General features: G+C 72.6%; 17 protein-coding genes. 13 read left to right on the top strand and 4 right to left on the bottom strand.

Annotated elements, in window-relative coordinates:
* Window positions 1-7 precede the first annotated feature (7 nt).
* Window positions 8-1,936 (top strand): IucA/IucC family protein, encoded by a 1,929-nt coding sequence (locus ACFWTC_RS24580; RefSeq protein ID WP_384028167.1) that lies wholly within the window; start codon window positions 8-10, stop codon window positions 1,934-1,936.
* A 52-nt stretch (window positions 1,937-1,988) separates the two neighbouring features.
* Window positions 1,989-3,959, top strand: a complete 1,971-nt coding sequence (locus ACFWTC_RS24575) for an ATP-dependent DNA helicase (RefSeq protein WP_384028168.1) — start codon at window positions 1,989-1,991, stop codon at window positions 3,957-3,959.
* An 81-nt stretch (window positions 3,960-4,040) separates the two neighbouring features.
* On the opposite strand, the gene lexA is transcribed toward ACFWTC_RS24575, so the two are convergent.
* Window positions 4,041-4,832 carry a transcriptional repressor LexA gene (gene lexA, locus ACFWTC_RS24570; protein WP_383922297.1) on the bottom strand — a complete coding sequence of 264 codons (792 nt, stop codon included), beginning with the start codon at window positions 4,830-4,832 and terminating at the stop codon, window positions 4,041-4,043.
* 469 nt (window positions 4,833-5,301) lie between these two features.
* Here lexA and nrdR point away from each other — a divergent pair, with 469 nt between their 5' ends.
* Both nrdR and ACFWTC_RS24560 read left to right on the top strand, forming a co-directional pair.
* Complete coding sequence (gene nrdR / locus ACFWTC_RS24565; RefSeq protein ID WP_383922295.1) at window positions 5,302-5,814, top strand: transcriptional regulator NrdR; 513 nt, start codon at window positions 5,302-5,304, stop codon at window positions 5,812-5,814.
* Window positions 5,815-5,958: 144 nt separating this feature from the next.
* Entirely contained in the window at window positions 5,959-8,847 is a 2,889-nt protein-coding gene (locus ACFWTC_RS24560) for a vitamin B12-dependent ribonucleotide reductase (RefSeq protein WP_383922292.1), read from the top strand.
* A gap of 380 nt (window positions 8,848-9,227) precedes the next feature.
* Here the strand turns inward: ACFWTC_RS24560 and ACFWTC_RS24555 are convergent, their stop codons facing one another.
* A complete protein-coding gene (locus tag ACFWTC_RS24555; RefSeq protein WP_383922289.1) occupies window positions 9,228-10,187 on the bottom strand; it encodes a DUF1152 domain-containing protein in 960 nt (319 codons plus the stop codon).
* Window positions 10,188-10,257: 70 nt separating this feature from the next.
* On the opposite strand from ACFWTC_RS24555, the gene ACFWTC_RS24550 reads away from it, so the two are divergent.
* The 8 genes from ACFWTC_RS24550 (at window position 10,258) to ACFWTC_RS24515 (ending at window position 17,514) form a co-directional block, all read left to right on the top strand.
* Complete coding sequence (locus ACFWTC_RS24550) at window positions 10,258-11,094, top strand: arylamine N-acetyltransferase (RefSeq protein WP_383922286.1); 837 nt, start codon at window positions 10,258-10,260, stop codon at window positions 11,092-11,094.
* Window positions 11,095-11,126: 32 nt separating this feature from the next.
* Window positions 11,127-11,732 (top strand): YdbC family protein, encoded by a 606-nt coding sequence (locus ACFWTC_RS24545; protein WP_383922284.1) that lies wholly within the window; start codon window positions 11,127-11,129, stop codon window positions 11,730-11,732.
* A 72-nt stretch (window positions 11,733-11,804) separates the two neighbouring features.
* Complete coding sequence (locus ACFWTC_RS24540) at window positions 11,805-12,464, top strand: histidine phosphatase family protein (protein WP_383922281.1); 660 nt, start codon at window positions 11,805-11,807, stop codon at window positions 12,462-12,464.
* Between the two features lie 11 nt (window positions 12,465-12,475).
* Entirely contained in the window at window positions 12,476-13,393 is a 918-nt protein-coding gene (locus tag ACFWTC_RS24535) for an ADP-ribosylglycohydrolase family protein (protein ID WP_383922278.1), read from the top strand.
* 174 nt (window positions 13,394-13,567) lie between these two features.
* Window positions 13,568-15,586: a DUF4173 domain-containing protein gene (locus ACFWTC_RS24530; RefSeq protein WP_383922275.1), complete on the top strand. Its 2,019-nt coding sequence runs from the start codon at window positions 13,568-13,570 to the stop codon at window positions 15,584-15,586.
* An 81-nt stretch (window positions 15,587-15,667) separates the two neighbouring features.
* Window positions 15,668-15,940: a TetR-like C-terminal domain-containing protein gene (locus ACFWTC_RS24525; RefSeq protein ID WP_383922272.1), complete on the top strand. Its 273-nt coding sequence runs from the start codon at window positions 15,668-15,670 to the stop codon at window positions 15,938-15,940.
* A gap of 157 nt (window positions 15,941-16,097) precedes the next feature.
* Complete coding sequence (locus ACFWTC_RS24520; protein WP_383922269.1) at window positions 16,098-16,808, top strand: ribonuclease HII; 711 nt, start codon at window positions 16,098-16,100, stop codon at window positions 16,806-16,808.
* A 76-nt stretch (window positions 16,809-16,884) separates the two neighbouring features.
* Window positions 16,885-17,514, top strand: coding sequence for a hypothetical protein (locus ACFWTC_RS24515; protein WP_383922362.1), 630 nt, complete (start codon window positions 16,885-16,887; stop codon window positions 17,512-17,514).
* Between the two features lie 205 nt (window positions 17,515-17,719).
* On the opposite strand, the gene ACFWTC_RS24510 is transcribed toward ACFWTC_RS24515, so the two are convergent.
* Window positions 17,720-18,349 carry a hypothetical protein gene (locus ACFWTC_RS24510; protein WP_383922266.1) on the bottom strand — a complete coding sequence of 210 codons (630 nt, stop codon included), beginning with the start codon at window positions 18,347-18,349 and terminating at the stop codon, window positions 17,720-17,722.
* Between the two features lie 371 nt (window positions 18,350-18,720).
* On the opposite strand from ACFWTC_RS24510, the gene ACFWTC_RS24505 reads away from it, so the two are divergent.
* Window positions 18,721-20,880, top strand: coding sequence for a RecQ family ATP-dependent DNA helicase (locus ACFWTC_RS24505; protein ID WP_383922265.1), 2,160 nt, complete (start codon window positions 18,721-18,723; stop codon window positions 20,878-20,880).
* A 91-nt stretch (window positions 20,881-20,971) separates the two neighbouring features.
* Here ACFWTC_RS24505 and ACFWTC_RS24500 read toward each other — a convergent pair whose 3' ends face one another.
* A complete protein-coding gene (locus tag ACFWTC_RS24500; protein ID WP_384074547.1) occupies window positions 20,972-22,756 on the bottom strand; it encodes a non-ribosomal peptide synthetase in 1,785 nt (594 codons plus the stop codon).
* Window positions 22,757-22,873 lie beyond the last annotated feature (117 nt).

The raw sequence follows: 22,873 nt of genomic DNA, 5'->3' as shown, positions 1-22,873 counted from the left end.
GAGCCCCGTGCCGAATCGCCCCGTCGCCCCCGACTCCGCGGAACCCTCCGTGCCGCCGTCTCCCCAGGACCCCCGCACACCTCCCGAGCTCACCCGCGCCACCTGGGCCTCTGCCGCCCGCCGACTGCTCGCCAAGATGCTCGCCGAGTTCGCCTACGAGGAAGTCGTCACCCCGGTCCCCGCCCTCGGCCCGGCCCCCGCCCCGTTGCCCTCCCCGGCCCCCACCCCAGCCCGCGCCCCGGCCGCCAACCCCGCCACCGCCACCGCCGGCGACGCCTGGTCCCTGCCCCTCGACGACGGCGGCACCCTCGCCTTCCGGGCCCGCCGCCGCGCGTACGGCAGCTGGCAGGTCGACCCGGACTCCGTCACCCTCACCCCGGCCCCGCCGTCCGAGCAGCCCCCGACCCCCTTCGGGGACCCGTACGCCTTCCTGATCCGCGCCCGAGCCCTCCTCCGCCTCGACGGGCCCACCCTCGGCCACCTCGTCCGCGAGCTCAGCGCCACCCTCTCCGCCGACGCGCGGATCGCGCACACCGCGCTCACCGCCGACGCCCTCGCCGACCTCGACTACGCCGCCCTCGAAGGCCACCAGACCGGCCACCCCTGGCTCGTCCTCAACAAGGGCCGGATCGGACTCTCCGCCTCCGACACCGCCGCCTGGGCCCCCGAGGCACGCACCCGGCAGCGCCTGCCCTGGCTCGCCGCCCACACCTCCCTCGCCGCCTACCGGGGCACCGCCGGGGTCGAAGACCCCGACCGCCTCTACGCGGCCGAACTGGACCCGGCCACCCGGGCCGCCTTCGACCGGACCCTGCGCGACCGGGGCCTGGACCCGCTCCGCTACCTCTACCTCCCCGTCCACCCCTGGCAGTGGGACGAGGTCGTCCTCCCCCTCTTCGCCCCCGCCCTCGCGTCCGGGTCCCTCGTCCCGCTCCCCGCCGACCCCGACGTCCGCCTGCCCCAGCAGTCGATCCGCACCTTCCTCAACCTCAGCCGCCCCGACCGCCACAGCGTCAAGCTCCCGCTGTCCGTCTTCAACACCATGGTCTGGCGGGGCCTGCCCACCGAGCTCGCCCTCGCCGCCCCCGCCGTCACCGCCTGGATTCACTCCCTGCGCGACGCCGACCCCTTCCTCCGCGACGAGTGCCGGGTCATCCTGCTCGGCGAGGTCGCCTCCGTCACCGTCCGCCACCCCGTGTACGAACAGCTCCCCGAGGTGCCCTACCAGTACAAGGAGCTCCTCGGAGCGATCTGGCGCCAGCCCCTGACCGGCCTCCTCGCGCCGGGCGAGCGCGCCCGCACGCTCGCCTCGCTCCTGCACACAGACCCAGGCGGCCGGTCCTTCACGGCCGAGCTCGTCGCCCGGTCCGGCCTGACCCCCGCCGTCTGGCTGCAGCGGCTCTTCGACGCGCTGCTGCCCCCGCTGCTCCATTTCCTCTACCGCTACGGCACCGTCTTCTCCCCGCACGGCGAGAACGCCATCGTCGTCTTCGACGAGCACGACGTCCCCGTCCGCCTCGCGGTCAAGGACTTCGTGGACGACGTCAACATCACCGCCGAACCGCTTCCCGAGCTGGACACGCTGCCCGACGAGGTCCGGACGGTCCTGCTCACCGAGCCCGCCGACTTCCTGCCCCAGTTCATCCACTCCGGGCTCTTCGTCGGCGTCTTCCGCTACCTCGCGGCGCTGTGCGACGATCAGCTCGACGTCCCGGAGAACGAGTTCTGGTCCCTCGTACGGGCGGAGATCCTGCGCTACCAGTCCCGGTTCCCCGACCTCAAGGACCGCTACGAGCTCTTCGACCTGCTCGGCGAGCGCATCGGCCGCCTCTGCCTCAACCGGAACCGCCTCTACGAGGACGGCTACCGGGACCGCTCCGACCGTCCGCACGCCGTGCTGCACGGCACCGTGCCCAATCCCCTCCACCACCCCTGAATCCTCGTCGGTACCGCCACTGTCGGTATCGCCCCTTAGGGTTGGCAGTGCTATGACGAAGCCCTCCCTCCCCGACCTGCTGCACGCTGCCGTCTCCGCCGTCGGCGGCACGGAGCGCCCCGGCCAGGTGACCATGGCCGAAGCCGTCGCCGCGGCGATCGACGACAGCTCGCACCGGCTCATCCAGGCCGGCACCGGCACCGGAAAGTCCCTCGGCTACCTGGTGCCGGCGTTGGCCCACGGCGAGCGCGTGGTCGTGGCCACCGCCACCCTCGCCCTCCAGCGCCAGCTCGTCGAGCGCGACCTGCCCCGGACGGTGGAGGCGCTGCATCCGCAGCTGCGCCGCCGCCCGCAGTTCGCCATGCTCAAGGGCCGCTCCAACTACCTGTGCCTCCACCGCCTGCACGAGGGCGCGCCGCAGGACGAGGAGGAGGGCCTCTTCGACCAGTTCGAGGCGGCCACCCCCACCAGCAAGCTCGGCAAGGACCTGCTGCGCCTGCGCGACTGGGCGGACGAGACGGAGACCGGTGACCGCGACGACCTGACACCGGGCGTCTCGGACAAGGCCTGGTCGCAGATCTCCGTGTCCTCCCGCGAGTGCCTGGGCGCGACGAAGTGCGCGTACGGCGCGGAGTGCTTCGCCGAGGCGGCCCGCGAGCGCGCCAAGCTGGCGGACGTGGTCGTCACCAACCACGCCCTGCTCGCCATCGACGCCATCGAGGGCGCCCCCGTGCTGCCGCAGCACGAGGTGCTGATCGTGGACGAGGCCCACGAGCTGGTCTCCCGGGTCACCGGCGTCGCCACCGGCGAGCTGACCCCGGGGCAGGTCAACCGGGCCGTGAAGCGCGCGGCCAAGCTGGTCGACGAGAAGACCGCCGACTCCCTGCAGACCGCCTCCGAGTCCTTCGAGCGGGTCATGGAGCTGGCGCTCCCGGGCCGCCTGGAGGAGGTCCCCGAGGACCTCGGCTACGCGCTGATGGCGCTGCGCGACGCCGCCCGCAATGTGATCTCCGCGATCGGATCCACCCGGGACAAGTCCGTCCAGGACGAGGACGCGGTGCGCAAGCAGGCCCTGGCCGCGGTCGAGAGCGTCCACAGCGTGGCGGAGCGCATCAGCAACGGTTCCGAGTACGACGTCGTCTGGTACGAGCGCCACGACCGCTTCGGCGCCACCCTCCGCGTCGCACCGCTCTCGGTGTCGGGCCTGCTGCGGGAGAAGCTGTTCGAGGACCGCTCGGTGGTCCTGACCTCGGCGACCCTCAAGCTCGGCGGCGACTTCAACGGGGTCGCGGCCTCGATGGGGCTGTCCCCCGAGGGGGTCGAGGGCGACGACGTGCCGCAGTGGAAGGGCCTGGACGTCGGCTCGCCCTTCGACTACCCGAAGCAGGGCATCCTCTACGTCGCCAAGCACCTGGCCACACCGGGCCGCGAGGGGACCCGGGGCGACATGATCGACGAGCTGGCGGAACTGATCGAAGCCGCCGGCGGCCGGACCCTCGGGCTCTTCTCCTCCATGCGCGGAGCCAAGGCGGCGGCCGAGGAGCTGCGCGGACGGATCGGCAACCCGATCCTGCTCCAGGGCGAGGAGACCCTGGGCGAGTTGATCAAGGCGTTCGCGGCCGACCCGAAGACCTGTCTGTTCGGGACGCTGTCCCTCTGGCAGGGGGTAGACGTGCCCGGTCCCAGCTGCCAACTCGTGATCATGGACCGGATCCCGTTCCCGCGCCCCGACGACCCGCTGATGAGCGCCCGGCAGAAGTCGGTGGAGGAACGCGGCGGGAACGGGTTCATGGCCGTGGCCGCCACGCACGCCGCCCTGCTGATGGCCCAGGGCGCGGGCCGGCTCGTACGGGCCACGGGCGACCGGGGCGTCGTCGCGGTGCTGGACCCCCGGCTGGCCACGGCCCGGTACGGAAGCTTCCTCCGGGCGACGCTCCCGGACTTCTGGTACACCACGGACCGCAACCAGGTCCGCCGCTCCCTCGCCGCCATCGACGCGTCCGCCCAAGCGGACGGGAAGTAGCCCCCACCAGGAGGCGATCACGGCACAAAGCAGCCCTGGGACCGGCGCAGTGAGTCCCAGGGCTGGATGGAGGCGGCGGAGTCAGATCCGACGCAGTACGGCGACCACCTTGCCGAGAATGGTCGCTTCGTCACCCGGAATGGGCTGGTACGCGGCGTTGTGCGGCAGGAGCCACACGTGGCCGTCCTCGCGCTTGAAGCGCTTGACCGTGGCCTCGCCGTCGAGCATGGCCGCGACGATGTCGCCGTTCTCCGCGACGGGCTGGCGGCGGACCGTGACCCAGTCGCCGTCACAGATGGCGGCCTCGATCATGGAGTCGCCCACGACCTTGAGGACGAAGAGCTCGCCGTCGCCGACCAGCTGGCGGGGCAGCGGGAAGACGTCCTCGACCGACTCCTCGGCGAGGATCGGGCCGCCGGCCGCGATCCGGCCGACCAGGGGCACGTAGGACGCGGCGGGCTTGCCGGTGGTGTCGGTGGGCTGCGAGCTCGGCTGGTCGGAGCCGCGCACCTCGTAGGCCCGCGGGCGGTGCGGGTCGCGGCGCAGGAAGCCCTTGCGCTCCAGGGCCATCAGCTGGTGGGCGACCGACGAGGTGCTGGAGAGGCCGACCGCCTGGCCGATCTCGCGCATCGACGGCGGGTAGCCGCGCCGCTGCACCGAGTCGCGGATGACTTCGATGACCCTCCGCTGCCGGTCCGTGAGCCCGGAGCTGTCGGCGCGGATGCCTGGAGGTCGACCTGGCAGCGAGCGTGCGGGGCGTACGGGCTCCGCCTCCGGGTTCAGGTTTGCTTCATTCATGGCATGCACCGGCTCAAGTCGGCTCTGGGAGCGGTTCTGGGCAGTGATGGTGGCACTGTCTGCGGTGGTGGTCACGTCGGCCCCTCTCGAAATGTTCTCCCTAGCTGGACAACGGTAGTTGCTTTCGAAAGGTTGCGCCAAACACACGTTCGAGTGAAAAAACGCAGATCGTCCGGCGTGGCTATATGCAGAGGTGTATAGGCGATCGGTTTGCCGAACGAAGGTTCGGCTCGACGTGCGGTGCTTACGGTACCCTCCCGCGTCGGGTCGCCACCGTCCGGGCCGGGGTCAGTGTGGCACCGGGAAGCCCCGTGTCCGCGCTTCGGGCGTCGCGACACGCGGAGCCGTGAAAATCCCCCACAACCCAAGATCTAGTGGTTGGATGAGCGCTGCCACCCAGAGGTTGTGGTCCCCGGTCCGCCGCGGGTCCCGACATCGCATATGCTGGTGGCTACTTCACGAGCCCCCGGAAGAGCCCCGTCTCTGCCGTTGAGGGGCGCCGTGAAGTGAATTCTGCCGTGCCGAGAAGGAGGGTGAGGGAACCATGCACTGCCCCTTCTGCAGGCACCCCGACAGCCGCGTCGTCGACAGCCGCACCACGGACGACGGCACGTCGATCCGTCGACGCCGTCAGTGCCCCGACTGCTCCCGTCGTTTCACGACGGTGGAGACGGCCTCGCTGATGGTGATCAAGCGCAGCGGGGTGACCGAACCCTTCAGTCGTACCAAGGTCATCTCCGGCGTGCGCAAGGCGTGCCAGGGGCGACCGGTCACCGAGGACGCCCTCGCCAAGCTCGGCCAGCGGGTCGAAGAGGCGTTGCGCGCCACCGGAAGCGCCGAGCTGACCACCCACGACGTGGGTCTGGCCATACTCGGCCCGTTGCAGGAGCTCGACCTGGTCGCCTACCTCCGGTTCGCGTCCGTTTACAAGGCGTTCGACACACTCGAAGACTTCGAGACCGCCATCGCGGAACTCCGCGTGCACCGGCCTCACCCCCAAGAGTGCGAGCCCGGTGGGACCGCTCCGGTCCCCGTGCCCGCCTCCGCCGCCGACTGACCGGACGGCCCGCTCCGGGGAGCCTTTCGCCCCGCGGTGCGGCCGGCCGGCCCGGCGAAGAAACGTAGATACAAGACACAGCACCGTGCCGCGGAATAACGCTGGCACTTTAGGGCGTTTTTGCCCGCATATGGGAGGCCTGGCATGACAGAGACGGCGAGCGGCTCGGCACGTGGTTCCCGCGCCAAGGGGACCAAGGCTGCCAAGGGCGGCCTGCGGATCGAGCGCATCCACACCACCCCCGGCGTGCACCCGTACGAAGAGGTGAGCTGGGAGCGCCGTGACGTCGTCATGACCAATTGGCGCGACGGCTCGGTCAACTTCGAGCAGCACGGCGTCGAGTTCCCCGACTTCTGGTCGGTGAACGCGGTGAACATCGTCACCAGCAAGTACTTCCGCGGCGCGGTCGGCACCCCGCAGCGCGAGACCGGTCTGAAGCAGCTCATCGACCGGATCGTGAAGACGTACACGAAGGCCGGCGAGGACTTCGACTACTTCTCCTCGCCCGCCGACGTGGAGATCTTCGAGCACGAGCTCACCTACGCCCTCCTGCACCAGATCTTCAGCTTCAACTCCCCGGTCTGGTTCAACGTGGGCACGCCCCAGCCGCAGCAGGTCTCCGCCTGCTTCATCCTGGCCGTCGACGACTCCATGGAGTCGATCCTCGACTGGTACAAGGAAGAGGGCATGATCTTCAAGGGCGGCTCCGGCGCCGGCCTGAACCTCTCCCGCATCCGCTCCTCCAAGGAGCTCCTCTCCTCCGGCGGCAACGCCTCCGGTCCGGTCTCCTTCATGCGCGGCGCCGACGCCTCCGCAGGAACGATCAAGTCGGGCGGCGCCACCCGCCGCGCGGCCAAGATGGTCGTCCTGGACGTGGACCACCCGGACGTCGAGGACTTCATCGCCACCAAGGTGAAGGAAGAGGAGAAGATCCGCGCCCTGCGCGACGCGGGCTTCGACATGGACCTGGGCGGCGACGACATCACGTCCGTCCAGTACCAGAACGCCAACAACTCCGTCCGCGTGAACGACGAGTTCATGACGGCCGTCGAGAACGGCACCGAGTTCGGCCTGCGGGCCCGCATGACCGGCGAGGTCATCGAGAAGGTCGACGCCAAGGCGCTCTTCCGCAAGCTCGCCGAGGCCGCGTGGGCCTGCGCCGACCCGGGCATCCAGTACGACGGTGTGATCAACAACTGGCACACCTGCCCCGAGTCCGGCCGCATCACCGCGTCCAACCCGTGCAGCGAGTACATGCACCTGGACAACACGTCCTGCAACCTCGCCTCGCTCAACCTCATGAAGTTCCTCAACGACGACGGCAAGGGCAACCAGTCCTTCGACGCCGAGCGCTTCGCCAAGGTCGTCGAGCTCGTCATCACCGCGATGGACATCTCCATCTGCTTCGCGGACTTCCCGACGCAGAAGATCGGCGAGAACACCCGCGCCTTCCGCCAGCTGGGCATCGGCTACGCCAACCTCGGCGCCCTGCTGATGGCGACCGGCCACGCGTACGACTCGAACGGCGGACGCACCCTCGCCGCCTCGATCACCTCGCTGATGACCGGCACCGCGTACAAGCGCTCCGCCGAGCTGGCCGCCATCGTCGGCCCGTACGACGGCTACGCCCGCAACGCCGAGTCGCACAAGCGCGTCATGAAGCAGCACGCCGACGCCAACGCCGTCGCGCCGCGCACCGAGGACCTGGACAACTCCATCTGGGCCGCGGCCACCGAGGCCTGGCAGGACGTCCTGCACCTCGGCGAGAAGAACGGCTTCCGCAACGCGCAGGCCTCCGTCCTCGCGCCGACCGGCACCATCGGTCTCGCGATGTCCTGTGACACCACCGGTGTCGAGCCGGACCTGGCCCTGGTCAAGTTCAAGAAGCTCGTCGGCGGCGGCTCGATGCAGATCGTCAACGGCACCGTCCCGCAGGCCCTGCGCCGCCTGGGTTACCAGGAGGAGCAGATCGAGGCGATCGTCTCCCACATCGCCGAGCACGGCGTGGTCGTCGACGCCCCGCACCTGAAGACCGAGCACTACTCGGTGTTCGACTGCGCCATGGGCGAGCGTTCCATCTCCGCGATGGGCCACGTCCGCATGATGGCCGCGATCCAGCCCTGGATCTCCGGCGCGATCTCGAAGACGGTCAACATGCCGGAGACGGCGACCGTCGAGGAGATCGAGGAGATCTACTTCGAGGCGTGGAAGATGGGCGTCAAGGCGCTCGCGATCTATCGTGACAACTGCAAGGTCGGCCAGCCCCTCTCCGCGAAGAAGAAGGAAGCGGAGAAGGCCGAGGTCACCGAGAAGGCCGAGGAGACCATCCGCGCGGCGGTCGAGAAGGTCATCGAGTACCGCCCGGTCCGCAAGCGCCTCCCGAAGGGCCGCCCGGGGATCACCACCTCCTTCACCGTCGGTGGCGCCGAGGGCTACATGACGGCGAACTCCTACCCGGACGACGGTCTGGGCGAGGTGTTCCTCAAGATGTCCAAGCAGGGCTCGACCCTCGCGGGCATGATGGACGCCTTCTCGATCGCCGTCTCGGTCGGTCTGCAGTACGGCGTCCCGCTGGAGACGTACGTCTCGAAGTTCACGAACATGCGCTTCGAGCCGGCCGGCATGACGGACGACCCGGACGTGCGGATGGCGCAGTCGATCGTCGACTACATCTTCCGCCGCGTGGCGCTCGACTTCCTGCCCTTCGAGACCCGCTCGGCCCTCGGCATCCACTCCGCCGAGGAGCGTCAGCGTCACCTGGAGACCGGCTCGTACGAGGCGCTCGAGGAGCAGATGGACACCGAGGCCCTGGCCCAGTCCGCTCCGCTGGCCGCGGTGCCCTCCACGCCGAGGCCGGTCGCGGTCGCCCCGGTCCCGGCCCCGAAGACGGCGCACAGCAACGCCGAACTGGTCGAGATGCAGCTCGGCGTCTCCGCCGACGCCCCGCTCTGCTTCTCCTGCGGTACGAAGATGCAGCGCGCCGGCTCCTGCTACATCTGCGAGGGCTGCGGCTCCACCAGCGGCTGCAGCTGATACCGGGCGGGCCGCGTCGGACGCACCGTCCGGCGTAGCCCGCACGGGTAGCTGACCAGCAGCTCACGAAGGGGACCGGCCTCGGGCCGGTCCCCTTCGTCGTGCGTTCCGGCGAAAGGGTTGCCGCGGTGGGCGGCCTGGTGGCACGCGCAGGGACACTCCGGACCGGCCCCTCCCGCGGAACGGGGAGCCGTATCCCGATCACGAACGGCACCGCGGCTGGCCCCGCTCCGCCCGCCCGGAGGACCTGGCCGAGGCGCCGAAGAGTGGACCGCGCACGCCACACTCGCGGCGCGGGACGAGCGGATGCGGTGGTTCGCGGACTCCCGGGCGCCGCAGATGACGCTGCGGCGCGTTCCCCGGCGGCCGGCCGCCGGACGTCAGTGGGGGATGCGCCGGGCCGGTCGGGTGACGAGGTCCTCGCGGAATTCCGCGATCCGGGAGTGGACCTGGCGCATCAGCGAGGTGTCCTCGATGCGGTCCAGGTAGAGGCAGCGGGCCGCTATCGCCGGCAGCTCGAAGGCGAAGCACAGCGACATCAGGGGGTTCACGAAGAGCTCGCTGCCGCGGGTGCGCGCGGTGAACCGGACGTCGCCGAACGCACCGCGGACGGCCGCCGCGATGGAGCCGTTCACGATGCTGGGACGGTCGGGGGTGTGTTCCTGGGCGTGTGCCACCGCGTCCAGGAAGAGCGCGCCCTCGCGGGTGGCCCGCGGTATCGAGAACGCCCCGAGGTACGCCCCGTCGCGCTCCAGCGCCGCGATGTTCTCCAGCACCAGGCCGTGGCTGACCCCGTGGTACGCGTCCACGCCGAAGCCGACCGACACGACGAGGCGTTCCGGTACGTCGTCCAGCGCCGCCAGCGCCGCGACGCTGGCCAGGTCCTCCTCGGGGGTGCCGAGCCCGGCTTCGTCGCCGCGCATCAGGATGTCCGTGCCCCCGTCGACCAGGACGACCGCGTCGATGCGGTGGAGGTCGATCAGCGCCCGGTAGGCGGCGCGCAGGGGCTGCACCCCGACCTGCGGGAAGGCGTACACCGTGGACGGGTAGCCGAGCCTCCGGAGCCACTGGGCGAGGGTGCGCTCGGGGAAGTAGGCCTGGTGGGGCGCGGTCTCGGCGGTGATCGCGGCGAGGTCGGGTGCCACCCAGTCCTCGACGGGCAGACCGGCGAGGGAGCTGAAGGAGAGGTTGGCCAGGTGGACGTCCTTGCCCTGGTGCATGAGGGAGAGGGCAATGGGGAGCCCGGCGTAGATGTCGAACCCGCCGCCCGCGCCGGCCACCAGGACGCGTTCGGCACGGTCGAGGCGGGCGAAGAGCGGGTTGGCGTGCAGGGCGGTCATGCCGATCATTGTGGGGGGCCGCGTGGAGATCGCGCCCCGGAATTTCCACGGTGGTCGGAGTGGGGGAGTCATGTGGAGCGGTGACGAGCTGGACCTGGACGCGTACCTGGCGCGGATCGGGTACGAGGGCGGGCCGGCGGGCGGGGAACTCCGCGCGGACCTGCCGACGTTGTACGCAGTGCACCGGGCCCACAGCGCCGCGGTCACCTTCGAGAACCTGGACGTCGCGCTCGGCCGCCCCGTCGGGCTGGACGTCAAGGCGATCGAGGCCAAGCTCGTGCACTCCCGCCGCGGAGGCTACTGCTACGAGCAGAACTCGCTGCTGGCCGCCGCCCTGGAGCGGATCGGCTTCGAGGTGTCCGGGCGCGGTGCCCGCAACCGCACCCGCGGCGACTCCCTGCTCGCGGTGACGCACGCCGTCCTCGTGGCCACCGTCGACGGGGAACCGTGGCTGTGCGACGCGGGGTTCGGCTACGCGGGTCCCACGGAGCCGGTCCCGCTCGGGCGGCCCGGCGCCGTGGTGCGCCAGGGGGAGTGGAGCTTTCGCGTGCGCGAGGAAGCGGGAGGCGTCCTCGTCCTGTGCGCGCTGCGCGCGGGGGAATGGCGCGACCTGTACGCGTTCTCGCCGCAGCCCTACCACCCCGTCGACTACGTCGTGCTGAACCACTACAGCTCCTCCCACCCCGCTTCCTCCTTCGTGGGGAGGGTCGTCGTCCAGCACCCGGGCGGGCACGTCCGGCGGGCCCTGGTCGGGAGCCGGCTCACCTCCCTGTACCCCGACGGGCGGACCGAGGAGCAGGTGGTGGGCCCCGACGAGCTCGCCGCCGTACTCGACCGGGAGTTCGGTCTCCGCCTGTCCGAGCGGGAGACCGCGGAACTGGTCGCGATCCACCGCGCCGAGGACTGACCCGGGCCGCGTCGGGACCGTACGATGGCGCCGTGCTGGTCAAGTGGATTCGCTGCACGGTGACGGACCGACGCGGGTTCGAGCGAGGGCAGCGCAAATGGGCGGGGCTGCCGGGAGAACCGGGTTTCCGGGGACAGGGCGGCGGCTGGAGCCGGGGCCGGCAGGGGGTCGCGCACGTCTTCACGTTCTGGGAGAGCCGCTCCTTCTACGACTCCTTCATGGCACGGGCGCACGACCGGCTCGCCACCGCCCAGAACGGCACGTACACCGACCTGCGGGCCACCCTCTTCGACCACCGCTTCGACGTGAAGACCGGCTTCGAGCCGTGCTTCACCGACGCCGACGTCGTCCGGGTCGCCCACACCCGGGTGCGCGAGGGCCGGGTCGACCACTTCGCGCTCATGCAGGAGAAGGTGTGGAATCCGGCCATGGCGGGCTCGCCGGGCATGGTCCGCGGGCTGTTCGGCGAGGCCCCGGGCCGGGAGTTCCTGGTGCTGTCGATGTGGCACGCGGCCGCCGAGCACGGCAAGTACCGGCAGGAGCGGGTCGAGAGGCTCTCGCTGCGTGCCCAGATCCAGGCCGACGTGGAGGCCCTGACGGGGGACGTCGTCGACCTCGAACCCTCCTGGACGGTATGACCGTAGGACAACCGCGGCCCTGATCGGCGTGCCCGACGTGTCGGCCCGGCGGTGGCCGAATAGGGTCGTGGGATGGTCAGACCACGGCGCATCGTCCTTGTCCGGCACGGGGAATCGGAGGGGAACGCCGACGATTCGGTCTACGAGAGGGAGCCCGACCACTCCCTGCGGCTGACGCGGAACGGGCGCGAGCAGGCGGCGGAGGCGGGCGTACGCCTGCGGGAGCTCTTCGGCGACGAGACGATCAGCGCGTACGTCTCCCCGTACCGCCGGACCCTGCAGACCTTCCGGGAACTGCGGCTGGACCCGGCGCGCGTCCGGATGCGCGAGGAGCCGAGGCTGCGCGAGCAGGACTGGGGCAACTGGCAGGACCGGGACGACGTTCGGCTGCAGAAGGCGTACCGGGACGCGTACGGCCACTTCTTCTACCGCTTCGCGCAGGGCGAGTCGGGGGCCGACGTGTACGACCGGGTCGGCTCCTTCCTGGAGAGCCTCTACCGCAGCTTCGAGGCCCCCGACCACCCGCAGAACGTGCTGCTCGTGACGCACGGACTGACGATGCGGCTGTTCTGCATGCGCTGGTTCCACTGGTCGGTGGCCGAATTCGAGGCCCTGTCCAATCCGGGCAACGGCGAATTCCGAGTGCTCCTGCCCGGCCCGGACGGCCGGTACCGGATGGACCGCCCGTTTGAGCGGTGGACCACACCCGAGCCTTATGACCTGGACGGCTAGAGTGTCGCGCGATGACCTCTGACTCCTCTTCCGAAAGGCGCTACGCACGCGCCGTGGCCAGCCTCCGAGGGCTGGCCCTGGGTGACGCCCTGGGCTCCCAGTACTTCGTCCCCGTGAACTACCCGCTGCTCAAGCGGCGGGAACTGCCGGCCGGCGCCGGGACCTGGCAGTGGACGGACGACACCGAGATGGCCTGCTCGGTGGTGGCGGTGCTGGCCGGGCACGGCCGCATCGACCAGGACGCCCTCGCCTCCTCCTTCGCCCACCACCACGACTTCGACCGCGGGTACGGACCCGCCGTGAACCGCATGCTGCGCCTGGTCCGGGAGGGCCAGGACTGGCGCACGCTGGCCGCCGAGCTGTTCAACGGGCAGGGCTCGTGGGGCAACGGCGCCGCCATGCGGATCGCGCCGCTGGGTGCGTGGTACGCCGACGACCCCGAGCAGGCCACGCACCAGGCGGAGATCTCCGCCTACACCACGCACCAGCACCGCGAGGCCGTGTGCGGGGCGATGGCCGTCGCCGCCGCGGCGGCGCTCGCGGCGGCCCCGGACGGCCCGCCGAGCCCCGCCGACCTGCTGGACGGGGTGATCGCGCTGGTGCCGCGCAGCGCCGTGGGCGCGGGGGTGCGGCGGGCGCGGGACATGCTGGACTACGGCGACGCGACCACGGTCGCCGCGGTCCTAGGCTGCGGGCGGCGCACGAGCGCCCACGACACCGTGCCGTTCGCCCTGTGGTCGGCGGCGCGGTCCCTGGACGACTACGAGCGGGCGTTCTGGACCACCGCGCAGGTCGGCGGGGACGTCGACACGACCTGCGCGATCGTCGGCGGCGTGCTGGGTGGTCGCGGGGAAGCCGTGCTCCCGGAGGCGTGGCTGGCGCGCACCGAGGCCCTGCCGGACTGGCTGCCGGTGTCCGCGGAGCGCTGAGGGGCACCGGGATGCCCGGTCCCGGGACGGGCGGGAACAAGCCGTTCTGATTGTCACGGTCCTGCCACAGGGCCCAGTTCGATCTGGCTGGATCCGCACGTCGCAGGCCTACTCTGTCCGCTTCGCCGTACCCGTGGGACACATCCGGGGCGGCCGGCAGGGGAGGGGAACCCGATGTCAGACCAGACCGACGGGACGGACGGGACGCAGGCCGGGACGGGGGCGGCCGGCGCCACGGCGGGCGGTGAGCCCGTGCCGGATCCCGCTCCGTCCGCCGGCCTCGCCGGGGAAGCCGCTGCCGCGGGGGCGGCACCGGAGCCGACCGCGGCAACGTCCGGGACCGCGGCGGCGGGTGCCGGTCCGGGTACCGGCGCAACTGCCGGCACCGGCCCGGCTGCCTCTACCGCTATTGGTCCGGGGGCCGCTGCCGTTCCGGGCGCTGTCCCGGGAGCCGTCGCAGCCGCTGGTACCGGCCCGGCTGCCACTGCCGCTGCCCCTGCCGGCCCGGGTGCGGGTTCTGCGGCCGGGGCGCCGGCGGTGGGCGGTCACCTGCCCGCCGCTACCGCTACCGCTGCCGCCGCAACTGCCGCCGTCGGCGGGCCCGTTCCGCCGCAGCCCACCCCGGGCGACGCCGCCGCCTGGCACGCCTGGCAGGAGTACCTCCACCAGCAGCGGGTCGCCGCCGCCCGGGCCAAGGCCGCCGCGCCGGCCGACTGGGCCGTACGGATCAGGTCCGCCGAGGCCGCCCCGGTCGGTACCGCCACCCTCGTCGCGGCCCTCGTCGCGGGCCTCGCCTCCGCCCTGCTGCTGGGGGACGGCCTCGGGCCCGGCCTGCTGCTCGCGGTGGTGCCCGCCGCCGTCGCCGCGTACGCCGCCGCCCGCACGGCCCTGCGTACCGCCCGCCACTGGAGCGTGGCCTGGGCGGTCGGCTGCCTCGCGCTCCTCGCGATACCCGCCCTGCGCGACTCCGCATGGCCCTCCACGCTCGCGATCCTCGCCGCCGTCCTGCTCGGCGCGCTGGCCCTGCACGGCAGCCGGACCTGGCCCGGCATCCTGCTCGGCCCGGTCGGCTTCCTCGAAGCCGCCGTGTCCGGGGTCGGCTGGGCCTGGAGCGGCCTGCGCTCGCGCGGCGGGGCCGGCAAGGACCGCTGGCTGCCCGTGGCCAAGGCCGCCGCCGTGGCCGCCGTCCTGCTGCTCCTCTTCGGAGCCCTCTTCGCCTCCGCCGACGCCGCCTTCGCCGATCTGCTGGGCGAGCTGACACCCGACGTGTCCATCGGCGACGGGCCCGTACGCGTCCTGCTCTTCCTCCTCGGCACCGTCCTCGCGCTCGCCGCAGCCCGGATCGCCGCGGCGCCGCTGCGCTGGGACCGGATCGAGACGACTCCCGGCAGGCCGCGGTCCCGTGTCGAATGGGCCCTTCCGCTCATCGTGCTCAACCTGCTCTTCGCGGGCTTCAACGCGGTGCAGCTGGCCGTCCTGTTCGGCGGGTACGACGAGGTCCTGCGGAGCACCGGCCTCACGTACGCCGAGTACGCCCGCCAGGGCTTCTGGCAGCTGTTGTCGGCCACGCTGCTGACCCTCGCCGTGATCGCGCTCGCCCTGCGGTGGGCCCCGCGCGGCGGCGCCGGCGACCGGCGCTTCGTCCGCGTCGTGCTCGGGTCGCTGTGCGTCCTGACCCTGGTCGTGGTCGCCGCCGCCCTGCGCCGGATGGACCTCTACGTGGACGCGTACGGGCTGACCCGGCTGCGGGTGTCGGTGGCCGCCATGGAGTTGTGGCTCGGGCTGGTGATCGTGCTGATCATGGCCGCCGGGGTGCTCGGCGCGCGCTGGCTGCCGCGCGGCGTCGCGGGCAGCGCCGCGGCCGCCGTCCTCGTCTTCTGCCTGCTGTCCCCGGACGGCATGGTCGCCGAACGGAACGCGGCCCGCTTCCAGCAGGACGGCAAGATCGACCTGGCCTACTTCCAGTCCCTGTCGGCGGACGCCGTGCCCGCCCTCGACGGCCTGCCGGAGCCCCAGCGGTCCTGCGCGCTGCGGGGGATCGCCGACGGGCTGGCCAGGTCCGGCGAATCCCCCTGGTACGCGACCAGCCTGGGCGAACAGCGGGCGCGCCGGATCCTGCGGGAGCGCCCGGTCACCGCCTCGTACCAGGAGTGCGCGCGGCTCGGCACCTTCGGCACCCGCGTCGAGTACTGAGCGTCCGTACGGGGATCCCGGGCGGGCGGGATTCCCGACCGCGGATCCGTTCGGGAGGACCTGTGCCTGCTGTGCTTCCGGATGCGGGACATCGTGCACTCGTTCGCCGGACAGGCTCTGCGGTCGGTGCTTCACGAATGCGACCGCGCGTACGCCGAACGCTTCCACGAGGTCGTCCGGTCCGGCCTGCACGAGCCCGCGCAGCGGCTCATAGGGGAGCTGGTGGAGCGCGGGATCAAGCGGGGCGACGTAAGGGCGGACGCGATGGGCCCGTTCGTCGTGGACGTGATCCCAGCGGTGATGACGTACCGCACGAAGGTGTGCGGGAGCGAACGGGAAGACCGGGACATCTGAGGAGATGATCGACGGCGTGATGGTGCCGCTGTTGCGGGCGTGAGCTGCGCCGGGCTCCGTGCGGCGGTCCGGAGGGGTCCGGAGGCTCCCCGGAGCAGGGGCCTGCGAGGGGCCGGGGTGTGCAGGCGGCCCGGGGCGGCGTAACCTTGCTGGCGCCATGCCGTACGAAGCACCCACCCACACCGTCGAGCGCTCCCTCCGTGCCACCACCGGCGCCAAGGTCATCGCCGGGGTCGACGAAGTCGGACGAGGGGCCTGGGCCGGTCCCGTCACCGTGTGCGCCGCGGTCACCGGTCTGCGCCGGCCGCCCGCCGGGCTCACCGACTCCAAACTGCTCACCCCCAGACGACGCGACGCGCTGCTCGACGTCCTGGAGGGCTGGGTCACGGCGCACGCCCTCGGGCACGCCTCCCCGGAGGAGATCGACGAGCTGGGGATGACCGCCGCCCTCAGGCTCGCCGCAGAGCGGGCCCTGGGCGCCCTGCCCGTGCGGCCCGACGCGGTGATCCTCGACGGCAAGCACGACTACCTCGGCCACCCGTGGCGGGTCCGGACGGTGATCAAGGGCGACCAGTCCTGCGTCGCCGTCGCGGCGGCCTCGGTCATCGCCAAGGTCCGGCGCGACCGCATGATGGCCGAGCTCGGCCGGCAGGACGGCGGAGTCGGGGACTTCGCCTTCGCCGCCAACGCCGGATATCCCTCGCCGGTGCACCGGGCGGCGCTGGAGGAACTGGGTCCCACCCCCTACCACCGGCTCTCGTGGTCGTACCTCGACGCGCTGCCCCGGTGGCGCCACCTCAAGAAGGTGCGCCGCAGCGAGGAAGCCGTGGAACTGGAAAACGGAGGCCAACTCGGCTTCGATTTCTGATCGCACCCATGTGCCACCGACCGGTACGTTTCGTACTGGTGTTTGACAGACATCAACTCCCGCCTCTCACCCCGTCATCGAGGAGCCTCAGATTCACGAGAGTGCCCAGGGTCCCCGCGTCACGCCGGCCGCGAGCCGCACCGCGCAGACCCCCCGTCCCGTACCTGGTCCGCGTCCCGCCGCCGTACCGCGGCCCGGACGCCCCGGTCCCGTCCGGCCCGCACCGCCCGCGCAGCGTGCGCCGCAGGCCACCCCCGGACCCGTTCCCGCAGTCGCCCCCGCTCCGGCCCCCGCCGCGCCGTCCGTCTCCGCGGCGGTGCCGCAGGTCCAGCTGATCCCGGCCTCGGCCGAGGGCGCGCTGGACGCGGCCGAAGAGGCCGTCGACCTGCTGCTCGACACCGGGCGCGCGCCCGGCGACATCCTGGTGCTCACCACCGGCGACCCGCACCCGTGGGCCGCCCACGAGCTGTCCTTCGGCGAGGCCGCGTACTGGGCCCTGCACGCCGCCGGGGACGACGTCTTCTACGCCGACGCGGCGCAGGTCCGCCGGGCCGGCGGCCGTCCCGTCGTGGTCGTCGCCGCCAACGGCGGTCCGGCCGACGCGCTCGCGGCCGTGCTGCCGGTCGCGCGGGCCGGTGCCGGTTCGCTGCTGGTCGTGTGCGGCGAGACCGCGCTGGTCAACTCGGTTCTGGGTGCGGGCGTCTGACGCCCCGTAGCCGGATCCGGTACGGGCGGCGGGCGGGGCGGGCGACGGAGCCGGTCCCGCCGAAGCCCGGGGCCTGATCCGCCGCCCGCCCGGTTCGGCCGTGTGCCGGGTCTCGCCGTGTGCCCGGTTCCGGGTGCGTGCGCCCGTCCGCGCACGTACCCGCGTACCGGGCCGGTCCGGCTGCGGTCCGGTACGCGCGCCGGGTTCAGCGCGCGGCGGTCCGGCGCAGGGCCTCGCCCGCGCCACCCCCGGTGTGCAGGGCGAGGGGGGCGAACTCGGCCCCCGTGTCGCCGATCCGCTGCGGCTTCGAGTCGGAGCTCGGGTGCCGGCCGCCCCGGCCCTCGCCGAGGACCTGCCAGCCGCCGCGCGTCAGGGTGATGTACGCGCCGCAGCGCAGCCCGTGCAGGGTGCAGGCGTCCCGCAGCCCCCACATCCAGGCCCCGTCCTCCTCGGTCCAGCGCTCGTCGCCCTCGCGGCAGTAGAGCAGCACCGCCGTCCGGACCGGGGTCCGGCGCCGCAGGTCGTGCGGGAGGACCCGGCGCAACCGCGACAGCAGGGCGTTGCGGTACTCCCAGCCGTCCGCGGAGGGCGACCGCTGGACGAACGAGGCGCTCGCGACCAGCCGCTCCTCCGGGCCGAGGACGGCGATCACCGCGGTGGACGGCACGGGGCCGTGCCGGGAGTGCAGCCCGCTGACGACCTCGCGCGGATCGCGCAGCAGCGGGATGCCCGCCGCAGTCCACTCGGCGGGTTCCAGTCGTCGGCCGTGCCGGCTGGCGCCGCCGGTGAGCATGGCCGGGGACGTGGTCGAGGGCTGGGCGAATCCGAAGGTCACGGTCCTCCCTTCGGGTACACGCCCGCGAACGGGCACGGCTGGAGTGTGGGCGCGCCGCGGCCGGGCCCGGGAGGTACCGGGGAGCCGGGCGGGAACACTCCGATTCTCGCGTGGGCCCCGAGCATGCGGCAACGAGCAATTGCCGCCGCCGACCGGAATTCGCCGGTATGCCGTTCATATCCTTGCCCCGCCGCGCCGATGATGACGCATTCGGCCCCGGTGGGTGCGCCCGTACAGAGGGAACCCCTCCGGGCCGCCCCCGCCCGGGCCGCCCCCGCCCGGGGCGCCGCGGAGACGGCGGGCCGTTCGTGAGCCCCGCGTCACGCTGGGTGAGTTGCGCGATTGTCCGTGCCATCGGGTTGCATGGGGGCATGGACAACCTGGAGCTCCGCACTGAAGCCGACGCCATCCTCGCCGAGCTCGTCGGCGACCCGGGGGGTTCGGCGCGGCTGCGGGAGGACCAGTGGCAGGCGGTGGCGGCCCTGGTGGAGGACCGCCGGCGGGCCCTGGTGGTGCAGCGCACCGGCTGGGGCAAGTCCGCGGTGTACTTCGTCGCCACCGCCCTGCTGCGCCGCCGCGGCTCCGGCCCCACGGTGATCATCTCGCCGCTGCTGGCCCTGATGCGCAACCAGGTCGACGCGGCGGCCCGGGCCGGCATCCAGGCGCGCACCATCAACTCCGCCAACCCGGAGGAGTGGGAAACGATCTACGGGGAGGTCGAGCGCGGTGAGACCGACGTCCTCCTGGTCAGCCCGGAACGCCTCAATTCCGTCGACTTCCGCGAGCAGGTGCTGCCCAAGCTCGCCGCCACGACCGGCCTGCTGGTGGTTGACGAGGCACACTGCATCTCCGACTGGGGCCACGACTTCCGCCCGGACTACCGGCGGCTGCGGGCGATGCTCGCCGAGCTCGCCCCCGGCGTGCCGGTGCTGGCCACGACCGCCACGGCCAACGCGCGCGTCACCGCCGACGTGGCCGAGCAGCTGGGCACCGGGGCCGGCGAGGCCCTGGTACTGCGCGGCCCCCTGGAGCGCGAGAGCCTGCGGCTCGGCGTGGTCCGGCTGCCCGACGCCGCGCACCGCCTGGGCTGGCTAGCCGAGCACCTCGACGAGCTGCAGGGCTCGGGGATCATCTACACCCTCACCGTCGCCGCCGCCGAGGAGGCCACCGCCTTCCTGCGGCAGCGCGGCTTCAACGTGGCCTCGTACACGGGGCGCACCGAGAACGCCGACCGGCTGCAGGCCGAGATCGACCTCCAGGAGAACCGGGTCAAGGCCCTGGTCGCGACATCCGCGCTCGGCATGGGCTTCGACAAGCCCGACCTCGGCTTCGTGATCCACCTCGGTTCGCCGTCCTCGCCGATCGCCTACTACCAGCAGGTCGGCCGCGCCGGCCGCGGGGTCGAGCACGCCGACGTGCTGCTGCTGCCGGGCAAGGAGGACGAGGCGATCTGGCGCTACTTCGCCGACACGGCCTTCCCGCCCGAGGCCCAGGTCCGCCAGACCCTCTCGGCCCTCGCCGACGCGGGCCGCCCGCTGTCCGTACCGGCCCTGGAAGCAGCCGTGGAGCTCCGGCGCACCCGGCTGGAGACGATGCTGAAGGTCCTCGACGTGGACGGGGCCGTCAAGCGGGTGAAGGGCGGCTGGGCGTCCACCGGCGCCGCGTGGACCTACGACTCCGAGCGGTACGCCTGGGTCGCCCGCCAGCGGGCGGCCGAGCAGCAGGCCATGCGCGACTACGTCGGGACGACCGGGTGCCGGATGGAGTTCCTGCGCCGGCAGCTGGACGACGAGGGGGCGGTCCCGTGCGGCCGCTGCGACAACTGCGCCGGCGTCTGGGCCGATTCCTCCGTCTCGTCGGAGACGCTGACGGGGGCGGCCAGGGAGCTGGACCGCCCGGGGACGGAGGTCGAGCCGCGCCGCATGTGGCCGACGGGGATGTCCGCGCTCGGCATCGACCTCAAGGGACGCATCCCGGTCAAGGAGCAGTGCTCCACCGGGCGCGCCCTGGGCCGGCTCTCGGACATCGGCTGGGGCAACCGGCTGCGCCCGCTGCTCGCGGAGAACGCGCCCGACCAGCCGGTCCCCGACGACGTCCTGCACGCCGCGGTGGCGGTCATCGCCGACTGGGCGCGCTCCCCGGGCGGCTGGGCGCCGAACGTCCCGGACGCCTCCGCGCGGCCGGTGGGCATCGTCGCCGTACCGTCGCTGACCCGCCCGCAGCTGGTCGGTTCCCTCGCCCAGGGCATCGCGACCGTCGGGCGGCTTCCCTTCCTGGGCACCCTGACGTACACCGGGCCGGACGGCACCCACGCGGCGCGTCGCAGCAACTCCGCCCAGCGGCTCAGGGCGCTGTCCGGTGCCTTCACCGTCTCCGAGGAGCTGGCCGCGGCCCTGGCCGGGGCGCCGGGCCCCGTCCTGCTCGTGGACGACTACACCGACTCGGGCTGGACCCTGGCCGTGGCCGCCCGCCTGCTGCGGAGGGCGGGCAGCGAGCAGGTCCTCCCGCTGGTCCTCGCGGCCGCGGGCTGAGCGATACGCCCTGCCCACCGGCTGAGCGATACGCCCTCTCCGGGGTCACGACGCGGGGAGGGCACGGCTCCGGAAGGGCGCGGCTCCGGGCTCAGGTGCGGTCCCGTTCTCCGGCAGACCGTACGACGGCCGCCAGCTCCGCGAGCGTGGCGGCCTCGAATATCGTCCGCATCGGGATCACGACGCCGAACTCCTTGCGGATCTCCCGGGCGAACAGGGTGGCCAGGACCGAATGGCCTCCGAGGTCGAAGAAGTTGTCCTCGGGCCGCGCCTGCGGAACCCCCAGGACCCGCTCGGCCAGTGCGCACACGTCCGGGCCGGCGGCGGCTCCCGCGTCCGGCACGGGCGCGTGGGCGGCGGCCGCACGGAGGGCCGCACGGTCGACCTTGCCGTTGGGTGTGGTGGGGAAGCGGTCCAGGACGGTGACGGTGGAGGGCACCATGTGCTCCGGGAGTGATCCGGCCACGTACCGCCGCAGCTCCGAGCCGGTGACTCGGGTACCGGGCAGTACGGTCACGTAGCCCACGACGCGGGCCGTCGCGACGTCGCCCTCGACCACCACGCAGGCGAGACCGACGGCGGGATGCGCCGCCAGCCGCGCCTCGATCTCGCCCAGCTCGATCCGGAAGCCGCGGACCTTCACCTGGTCGTCCGCCCGGCCCGCGAAGAACAGCTCTCCGTCCACGCGGCGCCGGCCCCGGTCGCCCGAGCGGTACATCCGGCTGCCCGGCGGCCCGGCGGGGTCGGCCACGAAGCGTACGGCGGTGAGCCCGGGCTGGTTCAGGTACCCGCGCGCCAGGCCCGGCCCGGCCAGGTAGAACTCGCCCTCGGCCCCGGGACCGGCCTCCGTCAGCCGTTCGTCGAGGACGTGGACGGCGCTGCCGGAGAACGGCCGGCCGATGCCGATGTCGTCGGGTCCGGTGATCGGCCCCATGGCGATGCCGACGGTGACCTCGGTGGGACCGTAGCCGTTGAAGACCGACCTGCCCTCGGACCAGGTCCGCACGAGGGAAGGCGAGATGGCGTCACCGGTGGACACGAGCGTCCCGCCGGGCAGCACCCCGTCCGGATCGGTGACGCTGAGGGCCACCGGGGGGAGGGTCGCGTGGGTCACCTTGTTCTCGGCCAGGGTGTCCGCCAGCGGCTGGCCGGGCAGCAGGTCGTCGGCCGACGCCACCACCAGGGCCGCACCGGACAGCAGGGCCAGCGAGATGTCCCAGAAGGCGGCGTCGAAGCTGATGGACGCCCATTGCAGGACGCGGTCGCCCGGGCCCGTCCCGATCTGCTCGGCCTGGCTGGCCACCAGGCCGACGACACCGCCGTGCGTCACCGCGACGCCCTTGGGCCGGCCGGTCGACCCCGAGGTGTAGATGACGTACATCAGGTGGTCGGGGCGCAGTGTGCCGAGGCGCTCACCATCGGACACGTCGTGGCCGGGGCGCGCCCCGCACTCCGCGCGGAACGCGGGGTCGTCGAGCACGACGTCCGGCACGCCGTGGCCCGGCCTGGCGGGTACGGCCTGCTCCGAGGCGCGGACCAGCAGCACCGGGCGGGCGTCGGACACCATGTGCGCCAGCCGCTGCGCCGGGTACGCCGAATCGAGCGCGAGGTATGCGCCACCCGCCTTGAGCACCGCGAGGAGCACCGTGACGAGGTCGACGGACCGCGGGACGGAGACGGCGACGACGGAGTCCGGTCCCACGCCGCGGCTGATCAGACATCGGGCGAGCCGGTTGGCGGCGGAGTTCAGATCCGCGTAACTGACGTTCCTGCCCTCGAACAGGACGGCGGTGTCGTCCCCCGCCCGGGCGGCGACCGCTTCGAAAAGAAGCGGGACGGTGCGCTTCACGTCGTCCTTTGCGTGTCCGTGCTCCATGAGACCGGCCTCCGTTTCTCCTGGGCTGATGGATTCCCGTCGGTATGCCCAGGACGGGGTCTCCCTGCGATTTCCGCTCTCCATCATGATGGAGCGGGAGGGTGCACACAAGAAGAC

Origin of the sequence: Streptomyces sp. NPDC058619, assembly GCF_042717785.1 — a bacterium.
Lineage (GTDB): Bacteria > Actinomycetota > Actinomycetes > Streptomycetales > Streptomycetaceae > Streptomyces.
The sequence above is the reverse complement of the archived record's forward strand: the minus strand, read 5'-3'. Positions and strand labels throughout refer to the sequence as shown.